The organism is Sphaerisporangium rhizosphaerae (assembly GCF_042665155.1).
Lineage (GTDB): Bacteria > Actinomycetota > Actinomycetes > Streptosporangiales > Streptosporangiaceae > Sphaerisporangium > Sphaerisporangium rhizosphaerae.
This window is the reverse complement of the sequence record NZ_JBHTCG010000013.1, coordinates 202682-218647: the sequence shown is the minus strand read 5'-3', so window position 1 is coordinate 218647 and position 15966 is coordinate 202682. Positions and strand designations below refer to the sequence as shown.

Annotated in this window: 7 protein-coding genes; 2 read left to right on the top strand and 5 right to left on the bottom strand. The window is 62.2% G+C overall.

The window, feature by feature from the left end; translation table 11 throughout:
- Positions 1-25 precede the first annotated feature (25 nt).
- Positions 26-385: a hypothetical protein gene (locus tag ACFQSB_RS21120; RefSeq protein WP_380828551.1), complete on the bottom strand. Its 360-nt coding sequence runs from the start codon at positions 383-385 to the stop codon at positions 26-28.
- Between the two features lie 158 nt (positions 386-543).
- Positions 544-2787, bottom strand: coding sequence for an nSTAND3 domain-containing NTPase (locus ACFQSB_RS21115; RefSeq protein ID WP_380828550.1), 2244 nt, complete (start codon positions 2785-2787; stop codon positions 544-546).
- A gap of 124 nt (positions 2788-2911) precedes the next feature.
- On the opposite strand from ACFQSB_RS21115, the gene ACFQSB_RS21110 reads away from it, so the two are divergent.
- The gene (locus ACFQSB_RS21110) at positions 2912-3853 is read left to right on the top strand and encodes a hypothetical protein (protein ID WP_380828549.1); all 942 of its coding nucleotides are present in this window, start codon (positions 2912-2914) and stop codon (positions 3851-3853) included.
- Positions 3854-5068: 1215 nt separating this feature from the next.
- Here ACFQSB_RS21110 and ACFQSB_RS21105 read toward each other — a convergent pair.
- Both ACFQSB_RS21105 and ACFQSB_RS21100 read right to left on the bottom strand, forming a co-directional pair.
- Positions 5069-7828, bottom strand: coding sequence for a DNA methyltransferase (locus ACFQSB_RS21105; RefSeq protein ID WP_380828548.1), 2760 nt, complete (start codon positions 7826-7828; stop codon positions 5069-5071).
- The gene (locus tag ACFQSB_RS21100; protein ID WP_380828546.1) at positions 7825-11082 is read right to left on the bottom strand and encodes a helicase-related protein; all 3258 of its coding nucleotides are present in this window, start codon (positions 11080-11082) and stop codon (positions 7825-7827) included. Before ACFQSB_RS21100 ends, ACFQSB_RS21105 begins: the two co-directional genes overlap by 4 nt.
- A 633-nt stretch (positions 11083-11715) precedes the next feature.
- Here ACFQSB_RS21100 and ACFQSB_RS21095 point away from each other — a divergent pair.
- Positions 11716-12396 carry a DUF4145 domain-containing protein gene (locus tag ACFQSB_RS21095; protein WP_380828545.1) on the top strand — a complete coding sequence of 227 codons (681 nt, stop codon included), beginning with the start codon at positions 11716-11718 and terminating at the stop codon, positions 12394-12396.
- Between the two features lie 458 nt (positions 12397-12854).
- Here ACFQSB_RS21095 and ACFQSB_RS21090 read toward each other — a convergent pair whose 3' ends face one another.
- A complete protein-coding gene (locus ACFQSB_RS21090) occupies positions 12855-15890 on the bottom strand; it encodes an AfsR/SARP family transcriptional regulator (protein WP_380828544.1) in 3036 nt (1011 codons plus the stop codon).
- Positions 15891-15966: the final 76 nt, after the last annotated feature.

Genomic DNA, 15966 nt, shown 5'->3' with positions numbered 1-15966 from the left:
GACCGCCGCGAAGCCGACAAAGCCCTCACTCGAGGAGCCGACACCCCTCGCCAAACTCCCCATCCCCACCAACCCCGACCACCACTTCGTCTTCGACCACGCCAAATGGCTCTTCTACGCCGCCACCGCCTACACCTGGCTCGAAGACAACGACCGCGCCGAAGAACACGCCCTCGAAACCATCCAGATCCACACCCGCCCCGACGGCACCAGCAACGCCCCCATGCGCGTAGCCGACGCCCACATAGACCTCGGCATCATCCACGCCCGCCGAGGCGACCTGGACGCCGCCGTCGAGCAGGGCCTGGCCGCCTTCGACATCGAACGCAAGTCCCTCACTGACCTCGTCAATCGTGCAGGAGACCTTGATCGAGTTCTCCGCCACCGTTACCGGCGCGAAGACCTAGCCAGAGAGTTCCACGAGCGATTCGTGAGAGCGCGGCGTGCACTGTCGAACCTCCGTCCGGAGCTTCTCGACTAAGGGGGTGTCCGTATTGGACACGCGATAAACCCGCTGCATCCAGCCTATAGTCGTAGCCGCACTCAATTCACTAATCCCCTGAAGATCGTCCTGATTGCTTCACTTTCATGCTTAAATTCGAGGCGAGGAGTCACGGCTTCCGGCCAATCAATCGGGTCGCTTTCTTCCGTATACATAAGGTCATCGACGCGGTCGAGCAGGACGTCGATTTCTACCTCGTGCCCGTACCAAGCGGCACGTTCTTTCAGATCAAACCCTGTATCCCGCATTGTATCCCCATCGATGGACGAGCCAAGAAGATTGTCCAATTCGGATGTGATTACAGAGATAGCCCTATTCTGCGCAACCTCATGGATGTCGCTGGCCTGCAGATTTGAAGGAAGCGCCTCATATGCGTCCAAATCCCGCAAGGTTGAGATGTTTTCGACCGATTTCCTGACAAGAATCCTCACCATGGTGTCGCGAGCGTCAGATGTCTCCGCAGGCACTGCGCATAGCTGGGCTGCAAGGGCAAGCCCGTCGACAGTTGGAAGACTCTTCCCGTGCCGCTCGATAACCGAGAGCCGATCCCAGAGCCATGCAGATGTTTCTGCCGTGCCGTACACCGCGACGAGGGCGGCTGCCTCGCGGAGCACCACCAGGGTCGCTGTCTGTGAGGTGCTGGGAGATAGCTCACTTGCAACGAAGTCCCCGATCAAGCTTGCGATCTCCTTGCTGCGGCTTCTCAGGACGTGAGCGAGTTCGGCCCGATTGGCTCTATGTTGAGATCGGAGAGGGCCCGGCAATAGGCCTGCAGCCTGAGTCAGAAAGACTAGTTGGCTCAAGTGCATAATGCGGTTGACTCGCTCGCTTGCCATGTCGACATCGTCAAGTAGGCTCAACACATAGTCGCGGCATCCCGGGTTCGCAAACACCAAGGACTTTGCCGCACCCTGACCGGTTAAGTTCACCCAAGCCGGTTCAAGGGATTGCCATGTTCCCTTCCACGTCAAAGAGGTAATTGGCTGGCCACTAAGTTTCCGTAGATAATCAAGAGGGATTGGCCGCGCCGGGAGCGTTGCCATGGTTAGCAATACCTCTTTGGCGGACTCACTAAGTGCTCTAAAGCTAACCTTAAAAACCGCGGCAGGGTTGTCCAAGGCTTCGCCGAGCTGCGTCAAAAGTTCGAGGCCTGTTGTTGTCGATCGAACCCTTCCTGTGATGGCCTCAACCACGCGTGGGTTATACGAGGGATGTTGGACGAGATTGATTAGCCGATTATCTATTGAAAGGTGGCGGCGCTCATGGTCCGAAATATCCGAAAAGTATAGGTGATTAAACAGGATATGAGCCCTGGTTTGAAGATCGTATGTTGACAAAGCGATCATGTGAGGCATCGGCGCGCCCGCGATCCTGGCGAGTGATTCACTATTGGAAAGTGAGGCCTGCCGAAGCACTTGTTCTCGGCTGGTTATAATCAGACGCTTGTGTCGCCTCAGCTTTCGGACGCGATCAATGAAGGATTCCAGGTGAGGCCCCTCGTCTGAAGCGGTTGGCTTGAGTTCGGCCTGCCCCAGGAAGTCGTCGTAGTAGAAAAGCCGGGGAGTATCATCCTTCCGCAAAAGATCCCAGGCCTCAAGTGCGCTGGCCACATGGACTACCTCCCATTTATCACGTGCTGCCGCTAACGCGATCATCTCAGCGAGAAAGGTCTTCCCGGCCCCCGGAGGCCCCGCCACGATACAGATGCCCTCTTCCTCAAGGGTGTGAAGTGCTTCCGCGTAGGCTGGAGGTTCCACCCATAGCCTGACCCGATCGAGAATATCTTCTAAAATGGCTTCCGTGCGCCGCCACCGGCGGCTGTGGATGAAATCCTCCAATACTGTGCTGGAGGAGAGCCAGAGCTTGATGTGCCGGCGTTCGACTTCGGCATGGAGGCCAAGGGCATCGTTGAGCGCCCGCGGGCCCCAGACGTCGTCGTGGTCCACTGCAAGCCCGAGCTTGCGGAGTTCCTTGACAATCTCGGCATGATTCGGGGGCGTAAGGGGGAACGAGGTCGCAAGGATGTATCGATCGGCGCTCGCCGCGCCAGGCTTGTCTGCCTCCTTCAGGGCGGCTCGACGGAAAGTCGACCATGGCGAACCTGCGTAGTGCTTGCACTGAGCGACCGTGATCCTATCGCCGGCGTCGACCTGTCGAAGGTCGATCCCTTGATCACGCCCAGGGGGATAGGAGTGCAGGCGCAGGCCAAGCACAGTGTTGAGTAGATCACAAACGAAGTACTCAAAGTCAGTCGGAGACAGCGAGCGGAAATCGTAATCAGACACAATTGTCCTGGTTTGTGGCGATACACCCCTGTGACACGAGTGGACCTCTCTGGCGTCAGCCTGTCTGTGCTATCTACTGGCAAAGTCGTGGATAATGTTAGGCGCACACAGTGGAGGGACTGCCATGTTCGACATCACTCACATGACCTACGCGAGGGTGGCGCCAGGGGCTGCGACTCGACGGCCGCAGCTACAAGCTGTAGAAAGTGAAGTCGAGAAGTTCCTAAATGATCACATCGCCTCCCTGTGGAGGATGGCGGCGAAGCCTGACGCGCCTCCTCCCGGCGTTTTCATGGACTTGGAGGCACAGGTGCTATTTCGGCATCTGTACTTAGGGGACGATGAAGACTTCCTCAAATCCGTCGATTTGCTTACAAAGCGACTAGTAGAGCGCATGAACGGTAGAACGTCAGCTGGGTTGCTGTTGTGCCTCCGAGCGGAGGCGGCAACTCAGCGCATCGCCGGTGTCCTGAAGCTTCAGGTGGTGGCTCCTAATGGGGCTACGCTTGAGGAGTTAGAGTCCGGCGAAGTGAAGCTGTCGGCTATAACGAACGTGCTAGACAAGCCCGGTGACCTGCAGAAAGGCGCCTTGGTTGCCGCAGGTCTGCCTGATGGTCAAGTGTTGTGCGGTGATCGCCTTACCAACCAGGCCGGGTACTTTCCTCAGGCGTTCGGCATCCAAGTTTTCAGCAGGCCAAGCGTGGGTACTGGCGTTCTGTTTGATGCCCTCGCAGACTGTGCTGATGACCTTCCCGGGAAGGTTGCTCCTGTGCTCCATCGCGTCGAGCGGGGGGCTCCAGCCGAGGTGCTGGAGGCACTGGGCCATCTAGTGCCCGAACTTGATGAAGATGTCCAGAGTGAAGTGCTCTCCCTCATGGATCGAGCGTCTCGTCCTGTCGCTGTCATCGACACGAGCCGTGAGGTGACCTCAAAGATCCTCGCAGGTGACATCACGATTTCTGGCCCTCCTCGTGCGATTGACCAGGTACGGATCGAAGGGTCATCGACGAACGGATGGCGCATCGTGATCCACACTCCTGATGAGCCGGTGAGGAAGCGTCACTAGAACTAGAGAGGTTCAAAGCCTGAGGTTATGCCGCTGGGTGCGCGCGGTGACCAGCAGCTCGGGCGCGAGACGGCGGATCGTTGAGAGTTTCAAACAGGAGCTGTTCATCGGGCACTCCCCCAAGTGCTCGTGCTGGTGCCGAAGCCGCCCCAGCCGGTGGTGCCGGACTGGCCTACCAGATATCCGTATGGTTCGCCCTGGTCGAAGGCCGCTACGAAGACGTCGTCACCGCAGTGCGCATTGGACAAACCGTCGCCGGCCGAACCAGCGCCATGGTCCAACTCATCCTGCAAGAGGCCGCGGGTTTGGCGCGCGTCGGGGACCGCCATGAAGCCGACAAAGCCCAACAAGGGGCACCGACACTCTCGCCAAGCTCCCCATCCTCGGCATTCCCGACCATTACTTCGTCTTCGACCACGCCAAATGGCTCTTCTGAGCCGCCACCGCCTACACCTGGCTCGAAGACAACGACCGCGCCGAAGAACACGCCCTCGAAACCAATTAGATCCACACCCGTCCCGACGGCCCCAGCAACGCCCCATGCGCGTAGCCGACGCCCACATAAACTTCGGCATCATCCACGCTAAGAAAGGCAACCTTGACGCCGCCGTAGACCAAGGCCTCGCCGCATTCGAGATGCGGCGCAAGTCCCTAGCTGACCTGGTTAACCGCGCCGGAGATCTAGACAGCGTCATCCGTCACCGCTATCCAGGTGAGGCTTTTGGCCAAAGGAGTTACGCGAGTGCTTGGTGACGGCTCAGCGTGCACTGGTGAGCCGTCGTCCGGAGCTTATCGATTGACATACGACGGGTTCTGACAAGTACAGGACTATCCAACAAGCTGGCATGGAACGGCGTAGCTTCGGGTCGCCATCTAATGATGTGCTCCTACCGCTACGTGCGTCATGAATAACGAGCGGTGGAAGTTCGCGACAACTATCAAGAGTGTCATGCCATCCGCAGGTCACAGGCGAGGAAGGCTGGACGGGCGAACGCCTGCGAATACTTGCAGGATGCCTCGTTATGTTGCTCCAAGGATGGTCGCGAGCGAGGGAGGTAGAAACCGCGCCGCCGGAAGGCGACAGCCCGCCACCCCGGGGAATGACACTCGCTCGTTAGGACAATGTCGTTCTCCGGGGCACAGAGGGCCACCTCTTTCATCCTCTCGGATAAACAGCCTGATACGGGCTGATGCCCGGACTGAGAATGCTAGCGACTAGACCTCAGGGAGGACACCTTGCCCTGTGAGCTGGGCGTACTTCCGAAACAGCGTCCTCTGCCTTCCTGCGTCGTCCGATTTCGTGATGTTAAAGATCATGTCAATGACCTTGTCGAGGTCCCGATGTGCCTCAACGAGGTCATTCGGCATGGAATATGGGTCATACAGGGTTGCTAAGGAGGATCCAAGATGAGCCTCGCGTGCAGCGACGATGCGTGCCCCGCCCTCAATAACCAGTACCCTCTGGTCCGCCGTCAAGCTAGGGAGAGGGAAGGTGTTGTAGGTGAACGTCTTCGAAAATCGCAGGTCTGACTTGAGGCGTCCGCCGATGGTCTTCTGCCAAATCATGAACATTGTGGATGAGATTACCCCCAAAGCGAACCCGTCGGGATCGGGGATAAGGAAGTTTGCGTCGCCGCAGATGGTGTCCGCTTCGTATCGCGTCGCCGCGTAGAAACGGCGATGTTCGCTTACGTGTCGCGGGATGCCAAGATACGACGTGTCGGGCTGAGCTATCTGTCCAAACAGGTGCGGCGGATGCATCCTTGCACTGGTCGTGGGGCTCTTGCTGTTGGCTCGGTGCTTGCGAACGGCTTCTATCCGCGTACGCAAGATGTCGCTGCGGTCGACATCAGCCGGGTCGAGGTCCACCATCCACAAGCACCATCGCTGCCTGTTGTGAAGCAACTCCTTGGCCTGGATGAACCGTCGAAGATACTTGGCCGCAACTGGGTCGGCCGCTACTTCTGGGTAGTCATCCACCTCCACGAGCAGGTTTCCCCCGTCGTTCGGCATGCTCCCGAACGCCGCCTCGGGCAGCTGCGGCGACAACGGCTTGACATGTTTAACAACGAGCAAGTTTTGCCCCTCGACGAGGTAGGGATTGATGCGCGCGACGAGGTGCGCTGTCCCATTACCGTGGCCACCTGCGGGGTACGTCCACAAGGTTGGTTTCGGTGAGGATTTCGCCTTATCAAAACCGACGATGGACACATGTACGGCAGCCTTCCCGGGCGCTTCCGAGTCCCACTGCAGCGACCGGTGAGCGAACCGGCATCGCCAGCCGGCGTCGAGGATAGGACGCCACAGTGTGGCGACTGGCTCCCCCTGACACACGGAACTGGTGGACACGAAGGCCCATCTACTAGCGATGTTGCCGTAGTAGCGTACCGTCTTCAGGTACCAGCACGTGACGTAATCCAGATTGATGTTGTACTGCTTGCCCCAAATGAACTTTTGGTCAGCAGTTTGTGCAGCGGTCCTATCCCCTCGTCCACTGAAGGGCGGGTTGCCGAACACGATCACATCAGGGCCCGGAGGGCATACTGTTTCCCAATTGGTACGCAGAGCATTACCGTGGAGGATGGTCGGTGCAATGGCAATTGGCAACCGGTCAGGAGCCAGGCCGAAGTCCTGCTCCATTCGCTGGTTGGCTAGCTGGTCGACGAGGAGCATAGCGGTCTCGGCGATGCGGGCTGGCCATTCCTCGATCTCAATGCCGTAGAAGTGGTCCAGAGTGACCTTGATCTCTCCCGTGACATCGAGGCTCATCTGGGACCGCTTGACGCCAGCCGCCTGGGATGGGCTAATTTGGTCGAGGTGTCTGCGTCGCTTGAGTAGTTCCAGTTCGAGGGCGCGCAGTTCGCGGTAGGCCACGATGAGGAAGTTTCCACAGCCGCATGCCGGGTCGAAAAACCGTAGTCGGCCGAGATCATTGTGGAGTTTGGTGAGCTCTGCCTTGTTGTCCCAGGCGTTTTCAAGCCTGCCCTGGTACTCGTCGAGGAAGAGAGGGCCGATGGTCTTGAAAATGTTCTCTTCGGTGGTGTAGTGTTCCCCGCCGTGTCGGCGCGCGTCCTTGTCCTTCACGGTTTGGAACATGGAGCCAAAGACGGCTGGTGAGATAATCGCCCAGTCGAACTCGCAGGCGCTCAGCAAGGCTTCACGGAACCTTGGCGCTAAGGGTGGGACCGGCAAGGGGTCGGCGTAGAGTCCGCCGTTAACGTAGGGAAAAGGTGTCAAGGAGCTGCCCGATGGGAGCTTGCGTTTAGCGTCCGGGGTGTCAAGTGTTCTGAAGAGCTCCTCCATGTCAGTGTTCAGCGTGACGTCACTGGTGTGATTGAGGAGGTAGCGATGGAAAAGATCGGGCTTCTTTCCCCACATGCCTGTGTCATCGCCGAAGAGTAGGAACAGGAGCCGTGCCAAGAGCAGGGTAGCGTCGTGGGGGGGCACCTTCGACTGGTCAAGCTCGGCGTACAGGGTGCCCATGAGGCGCGCCGCTTGGACGGAAGCTGCTTCGGCTTCAGAGTCGAAGGCTTGGCGCATCCGGTTGAGCAGTTCGACTAGGGGAAGATCTTCTTCGAAGTCGATCGCGATAGCCTCGAGCTGTCCGGCCAAGTGCGCGTCGCTATCGCCGACGACATGCTGATGCGCGAGTAGCTTGGCGTTGACGCCGCCGGTTTGCGCTCTGCGGGGCCAGCGCCATTCTTGACGGGACTCGTTCGCGAAGATGACTAGACGCTCATGGTTGTCCCGGCCGATGAGTTCATCCAGAGACCGCTGCGTTTTGCGAGTCGGCAGGTCGGGGCAGTACCAGATTCGCATGCCCTTGTAACCCGCGATCTGGGTCAGTGTGTGGCTTTGTTCTTCAATAGAGAAGGTTCGGTCGGGTTGGTCAGGATTGTTCCAGCCGAGCTCGTCGATGAACAACGTGCGAAAGTCACGCGCATCAACGAGGTCGAGGAGACGCGTTGTGCTCATGGACGAACTCCCATAGTGCTAACGATGCGCACCGAGTCATTGTCGGTTCGCGATTGGATGACGAGCTGGTTGTCGCGATGCAGCGAGGCGATGCGCGAGGCGAGGTCTTCGTCGCTGACCCCGTTCCTGACCGCTCTGCGTAGCCTCCGGTCCGCTTCTGCGGTGAGGGGGTGCTGATAGAGCGCGTCGAGCGCGACCGTGGTGTCCAAGTCATGTGTCTGCAGGGTCTCTCCGAGACGTCGCCATAGGGTTCGCCTGACGCCGCGCAGGCGCCCCGCGGCAACGTGGGGTGTGGCCAGGACTCCGCGGACGAGTTCCTTGACAAGGTCCTCGTGGTCTGGGCGAATCTCCAGGCCAGGCTCGTCGGGCGTCGACTCGAACGCACGCAGCACCTCGTGTCCGGTGAGCAGTCGAGGCTCCCCATCAGGGTTTGCGAACGCGAAACCATCGATGCCGGCTTCAGTACGCACGTAACAGAGCACGCCATCGTCCATGTCGGTGACCCGACGCCGACGTGTAGCGTCAATCATGTCCGGTAAGGCTGCCACACGTTCGGCGTATGCCGGATCCAATTGCTCGGCTGCGCGCCAGTATTGGTAAGCGAGACTGGACGCATCCACCTCCTCAGCAGCGTCGAGGTCGTCGAGGGTGCCGTTGTACAGGTCCGTGATGGCCTTCACCTCACCATCCGTGCCGAAGAACTGCTCGTCAGAGCCGAAAGCCTCCGCATTTGCGCTAAGCCTCGCTGCAATCCGCTGGCGCAGCGAGATCACCGCGTCAACTGACTCATGGAAGAACGAGTAGATGAATACTTGATCGGACTGTTGCCCGATGCGGTCGACACGACCGGCCCTTTGGATCAGTCGGATGATCGCCCAGGGCAGGTCGTAATTAACGACGATGTACGCATCTTGAAGGTTCTGGCCCTCGCTGAGGACATCAGTTGCAATCAGGATCCGAAGTTCGTCGGCGGTGCTATGGACCTCATGCCCTGGAAGGGTGTTGGAGGCTGGTGCGAAGCGGTGGGCGAGAGCGGTGGGATTGTCGCTGTCGCCTGTCACCACGCCAACTGCGCTGACGCCTGCGGCCTTCAGTTCGGCGCCCACGTATGTGGCGGTGTCTTTATACTCGGTGAAGACCAGGATCTTCTCGTCCGGATGAGTCTTCTGAATCAATTTGAGCAGCGCCGCGAGCTTGGAGTCCACATCAGCAGACCAGCCCCCGTAGGAGACCAGCAGTCCCCTCAGTGCGGCGGTGTCCCGGTCGAGGTCCGCACGCAGGGCCGCTGTGAACATGCTTGGCCGGACCCATGTCACGCTGTTGGGGGCCGCGGACGACAGTGCCTCGTACCGTCGAGCCGGGTCATCACCAAGCCGCTCGGCGGTGTCCAGCTCGGATGCTGTGGGATCGTCATCGTCGACGAGGTTGGTATCAACGATCGTGCCAGTGGGAATGGGGAGCCCTTGGTCGATCGCATAAGTGAACAGTTCGTTGCGAGCGATGTGTCGGCGCAGCGACAGCGTGAAGGAGTACCCGCACGACGACAGGCGCTTGTAGAACGTGGTGCGCACGAAGCCAGCGACCTGGCCACGGCCACGGTTAAGGTTCTCCACGAAGAGGCGCTCATCGTCGTTCAGTTCGGGGTTTTTGATTAGGTACTTGCCCATCTGGTAGCGAGGCAAGCTCAAGGCGGTCAAGGTTCTCAGGGTATCGTCGTCGGCCATGATAGACGCCGGATCGTTCTGGCCGAACGAGTGGGAGATTGGGCGCGGTTCGCGGGCTGGGAATCGGAACCGCCTACCATCAGAGAACTCGAGGTACTCAAGCCCGTCATCGTCGGTCTTCGCATAGCTGCTCCTGATGAACGACCGGGTGCGGCGCACCAAGTGCTCGCTCATGAGCCGCTTCCAATCGTCCGGATCCTCGGACCTGCGGAAGGCAGCCAGCGTAGTGATCTTGCCGTCAACCTTGTCCGCCAATCTCGGGTCCTGCGCTAGCGCCTTCGTGGGCGTGATGCCGAGGTCCTCGTCCTCGTCTATGTACAACCCGAGTTGGTTCGCGACGTCCAGGAAGCGGATGTTATACGGTGTCGCGGTAAGCAGCAGGGTCTTGGACTCGTTGGCATGTATGTAGTCTTGGACGGCCTTGTAGTCGCGTCGGGTGTCGTTGCGGAGGGTGTGTGACTCGTCCACGATGACGAACCCGTAACGCCGTAGTTCGGGCAGGATGGCGTGGGCCATGCTGTAGGCGACCACTCGTCCGTGCAATTCGTATGCTTCGAGGTGCTCCTCCCACATAGACACGAGGTTCTTGGGGCACACCACCAATGGCATATAGCCGTGCTCGTCGCGAAGCATCAGCGCCACCGCGATTGCAGTGAGGGTCTTGCCCAGGCCGACGACGTCGCCGAGCATGGTCCCCCCGCGGGTCATGATTCGCCGGGCCAGTGTTCGCACCGCCGTCGTTTGGTAGTCAAGCAGACGTGAGCCGATCTCCGGCGGAATGGAGTACTCGGCCAGCCCTTCACGAACGTCGCGGGAGAGGTCGTAGCAGACCTTCAGGAAGACCTCGTAGGGCCGCCGTGGCTCCGCTGTGGCCCACGACTCATCGAGCAGGGCGAGGATGTCGGCGGTGACCGGGCGACTGAACTTGTCGTCCCATCGGTTCTCGAACCACTCGGCGAGGTTTGCGGCCGCCGTGCTGTCGACGACATCAACGTTCAGCTCGAGGTTGTGCGTCAGCCCGGGGGCGGTGAGGTTGGATGAGCCCACGAAGCCGATGATCGGGTTGTTCGAGTCCACCCGGTGGAAGATGTACGTCTTGCCGTGTAGCGGGCGCCGGGTAAAGACCCTGATCGCCACATTGTTATCGGCAAGGAAGCTACGCAGTGATTGCAGCGTCGCTCTGTCACTGGCTGAGGGAAGCCCACGCATCAACTGGGTCCGCAGCTGGTCCAGGAACTGTGCTTTACGATCCCGCGCCACCGTAGCGTCGGCTTCGGGGCGCCCAGCGCCATCGACCGCGGCTTGCAAGTGCTCAAGCGTCTCATCCTGCGGGCCGGCTGTGACCATACCGATCAGGATCCGGACGGTCGGCCCATCACCTGTTGTTTTCTCACGGACGATCTGGTCGAAGATCCGCCAGCCACGAAGGTTGAAGTATCCGACTGCTACGTCCATGCGCTCGAACTCCTGCAGGGTCACTTGCAGGTGCTCGCCCAACTTATCCTTGATGTTGTCAAAAATCCTGGTCACGCGCCCATCCTGGCCGACGACCTCTCGGCTGGCATAGTGTCTCCCGCGTATCGGAATGGGCACGGTACGGAAGCGCCGCAGCAGATTCGGACAATTCGGTCAACCAGCCGGCATCCATCAGCTGAACCGTTAACGCGACGCGTGGCGCCATGCTGTTAGGCCGGGGAAGTGACGGTTGATATGAGCGGTGGGCTGACATCACCAGCGCATGGTGCTGCTTCCTATGGGTTGAGCACGACGTAGGCCACATCCTCGTCACCGTCCTTGTGCTGATTGAGGGCGTGGCCTCTCTACGCCTGGTTGATAACGCCGGTTGGCACCGTCCGTATCGACTACCAAGACGGCGGAGGACATCGACCCACGCCGAGCAGACCGGATCCTCCGCTCAAGCCTGACCCTGAAACACGGCAGATCCGCCCGCGTTCCCCTGCTCGCCAGTGTTGGACGCAGGCTTGCCTTGCCGAGTTGCGCTTATAGGTGATCAAGGGCGGCGCTGCGCGCCGCCTCGCGGCCCGGCGTCCGCTCGGCGGCCGGGCATGCGGCCTGGGGGCCGGTCCCGGCCGCCGGCGACTTGGGCCGCGCTGTCACGCAAACCGCTATCTTCCACCAAACGCCTATCGATACCGTGTCACCGTGACTTCGCCATTCACCTACGAGATCAGATGCTGGGCATGCGCGGAGGACCAGGCCGCCGAAGAGCAAGCAGCCTTCATCAGCGGTGCAACCGGACTCCACGATGAGAGGAAGATCCGTCTCGCCGTCGCCACATGCAACAACTGCTTCGCACCCGTAGCCCTCTTCCAAGAAGTCATCTGGGACGACTACCAGGAAGTAGAAGTCGTTCGATCAACCAGAGCTAGCGTGATCTGGCCGTTCTCGGATCAGCGAGGTCAGGAGAGGTCGCTGGCGATCCCCTCGGAGCTTCGGCGAGAGCACCAGGAGGCACAGCTTTGCTTCAACGCCAATGCCTACACAGCAACCGTCGTAATGGTCAGACGCGCTCTCGAAGGTGTCTGCGCTGATCACAACGTGCAGGCCAGAAACCTAGTCGGCGGACTCGAAGAGATGGCACGCCAAGGACTGATCGAGGGGCGATTGCTCGAATGGGCTCAGGAGCTACGCGTCCTCGGCAACGATGCTGCACACTTCACAGGGCGTCCTGTGGCTCGCCAGGATGCACAAGACGCGCTCGATCTAGCCGAAGCACTCATGGATTACCTGTACGTCTTCACCGGAAGGTTCAACCAATTCAAGAAGCGTCGCGACGAGGCACGGCAAGACGCCTCCGGCGGGGGCACTCCGGCTCCAGGGTGATCATCAAGGACGTGCTGGTCACGGAAGGTCAGTCAGGGGCTGATGTGGGGCCTGATCATTCCGCCTTGTCAGCCTGAGGTCTTCGGGCGTACGACCATATATCAAGCTGAACCGACCTCAGCACCTGGGGGCACCGTCGATGACCGAGCCGCCGATGCGGTTTGGTACGCACTATGACCGGCCCCTCGTCCACCGGCCTGACGATCGCCATGCGGTGGTTGGTCGTCGTGCGGGGTTGGGGGCGATCGGAGGTCCGGGCCTCGTTCCTCGGCCCGGCCCACTGGGTGACGGGACTGGGCGCCATTGCGGGATATGCGCGGGATGGGGCCGACGGCCGAGCGGTTGTCGAAGGGCTGCGGTGCAGGTCAGGAGGGGCATGGGTGTGGTGGTCGGCGTTCCACTTCTAATCCGACGGTCCTCTTGTACCAGGGATTGGTGCGTGCAGTTGTCCCAACGGCTCATATGGGCTGCTGTCCTTCCTTCCCACTGTGAAGAGGGGCGTTCAGCTGCCTTCGTAGCTGGGTCGCTTCGGGGAGTTCCATGTCGTTCATGAGCCGCAGGGCCTCCTGCCACTCCTTTGCCGGTAGGCCCTGGTCGGCTCGGAGTCGGGCCAGGCCGGCTAGGGCGCGGGCCTGTTGGAATCGGTCGCCCATGGCCTGCGTGAGCTCCAGGGCCTCCTGATGCCGGGCAGCCGCCTCCTTCGGATGTCCGAGGGCGCGCTGTACCTCGCCCAGCCCGTTGAGTGCGCTGGCCTCGAACGTGTGGCTGCCGGACGCGCGGAACAGCTCCAGGGCGCGTCGATGGTGGTCGAGTGCGCGCTCGTGTTCCCCCCACGCCAGGTGGATCTCGCCGAGACAGTCGAGCGTCTCCGCCTCCATGTCACGGTCCTCGGCCTCGCGTAGCGCGGTGAGCACCTCCTGGTAGAGGTCGTAGGCCGCCTGGAGGTCGCCGGTCGCGGCACGCACCCGGCCGATGTTGACCATGGAGGTCAGCTCGGCGTAGACGTAGGAGATCGACCTGGCCAGCTCCCGGGAGGCTTCCAGGTGTTCCAGGGCTTCGCTGTACTCGCCGAGCCGGAACAGGGCGTTGCCGATGTCGCCGCAGGAGACCGCCACGCCCGCCCGGTCTCCGATCTCGGCGGTGATCTCCATCGCCCTCTCGTGCAGTGGGACGGCGAGCCGGTAGGCGCCGGTGCGCCAGTGGATCTCACCGATGTGGTTGAGCACGTTGGCCTGGCCGGACAGGTGGCCGCTGCGCTCGAACAGGGCGGCCGCGCGCTCGAGATCCGCCCGCGCGGCTGCGTACTGCCCCCGGTGCACCTGGACCAACGCGATGTTGCCCAGCGCGCTCCCCTGGCTGCGTGGATCATCCAGGGTTTCCCAGAGCTCCACGGCACGGCGCAAGCCGTCGTGCGCCTCGTCCAGTTCGCCATTGCGGATCAGCGCCACGCTGAGCGCGGTGAGCGCCGATGCTTCTCCCATCAGGTCTCCCGCGGCGCGCGCGGCATCTGCCGCGCTGCGGTAGAGACGCCGGGCCTCCTCCTGCTGGCCGGCCATGTCGAGGTGCCGCACCAGCATCCGGCCGAGGTCCCTGCCGAGCGCGGGTGAACGGGTGAGCGCCATGTCGGCGGCTGCCACCAGGTTGGAGCGCTCGGCCTCCATCCAAGCCTGCGCCTGCGCCGGGCCGGGGAACGGTTCGGCGTCGGGCCGGATGACGACCTCTCCTGGCAGGGCGAGACCGATGGCGGAGGACAGGCGGTCGAGGTAATGGTCGAGCAGCCGCGCCACGGCCTCGTCCTGTTCACCGCCGCACTCGACGGAGTAGGCGCGCAGGAGGTCGTGCATGCGCCACCGGCCGGGCCGGTATGGCTCGATCAGCCGCGCCTCGGCGAGAGCTCCGAGCAGGTCGGCGGCCTCGCCGGTCGAGCAGCCTGCCAGTACCGCCGCGGCGCCGGGCTCGATGTCGGGACCCGGGTGCGCGCCCAGTCGCCGGAACATCGAGGCCACCGGCTCTGGCAGCGTGCGGTAGGACCAGGAGAACACGGCCCGCACGCTGCTGAGCGGATCGCCCGCCACCTCGAGCAGGTCCAGCCTGTTGCTCGCCGTCCGGAGCTCGGCCACCAGTTCGGGCAGGGGGCGGTCGCCGCGCCCTGCCTTCTCACCCGCGACGCACAGCGCCACCGGCAGGTGGGCGCACAGCCGCGCCAGCTCTCGTAACGACGTGGCGTCGCCGTACCGGACGAAGGTGCGCAGCAGTGACTCGGCCTCGGCCGGGGTGAGCGTGCCGATGACGATGCGTTGTGCGCGCTCGCGGACGACCAGGCCATGGAGCGGCACGCGGCTGGTGATCACCGTGGCGCAGCCGTCCGCCGTCGGGAGCAGCGGCCTCACCTGCTGCTCGGAACGGGCGTTGTCGAGGACGACGAGAATCCTGCGCTGGTCGAGCAGGGCGCGGAAGAGCGCCGAGCGGGCCTCGAGCCCGCCGGGGATGCGGGCCGGCGCGGTGCCGAGTGCGGCGAGGAAGTCGCCGAGCACGCGCGCCGGGTCCGCGGGACCGGTCGGCGCATGGCCGCCGAGGTCGGCGTAGAGGCTGCCATCGGGAAAGCGCTCGCGCACCCGGTGCGCCCAGCGCACGGCGAGCGCCGACTTGCCGACGCCCGCCATGCCCTCGATCGCGGAGATCACCAGCGGCGTCCGGCCGCCCAGCACCCGGTTCATCTCCGCCAACTCCGTGGCACGCCCGACGAATCCCGGCACGTCGTACGGCAGGCCGGCCGGAACGGGCGCGGCCTCCTGCCGGTCCAGGGCGCTGTCACCTTCGAGTATGCGCTGGTGGAGCAGGCGCAGCCGCGATCCTGGCTCGATACCCAGCTCGTCGGACAGACGCCGGCGGAAGGTCAGGTAGCAGTCCAGGGCCTGCGGCGTGTTCCCGGCGCGGAACAGCGCGGTCATCAGCACCGCCACGACGCGCTCCTCAAGCGGATGCTCGGCGAGCACGCCGTTCAGCCTGTCCACGGCGGCGGTGTGACGGCCATGGGCCGTCTCCTCCTCGGCGAGCCGGACCTGCGCCGACAGGTGGAGCGCGATCAGATCGGCACGGACCTGATCCGCCCACTCGCTCTCGATGCCGGGTAGCGGCTTGCCCCGCCATGCCTCCAGCGCCGCGGCGGGGTCCGTGGCCTGTAAGCGCTTGAAGCGCAGCGCGTCGACGAGGGCGGGGTCGACGTCGATGAGGTAGCCGCCGCCGCGGCGCAGGAGCCGGACCCCGGAGGGTGCGAGGACCTTGCGCAACCGGGTGACGTAGCCGTAGAGCACGTTGAGCGCCGAGTCGGGCGGATCGCCGCCCCACACGCGGGACACCAGTTCGGCGGTCATCACCGGCTCACGAGCGTCGATCAGCAGCGCGGCCAGAACGCAGCGCTGCCGGCTGTGCCCGGTGTCGACCTTGCGGCCGCCGTCCTCCAGTCCGACCCAGCCGAGCAGCCTGAACTCCACGCGTTCTCCCATTCAAGGATTGCTCAAGGTTTTTCGCCTGCCTCTCACTCATCGTCGTATCACCTCGCTCCGTAAG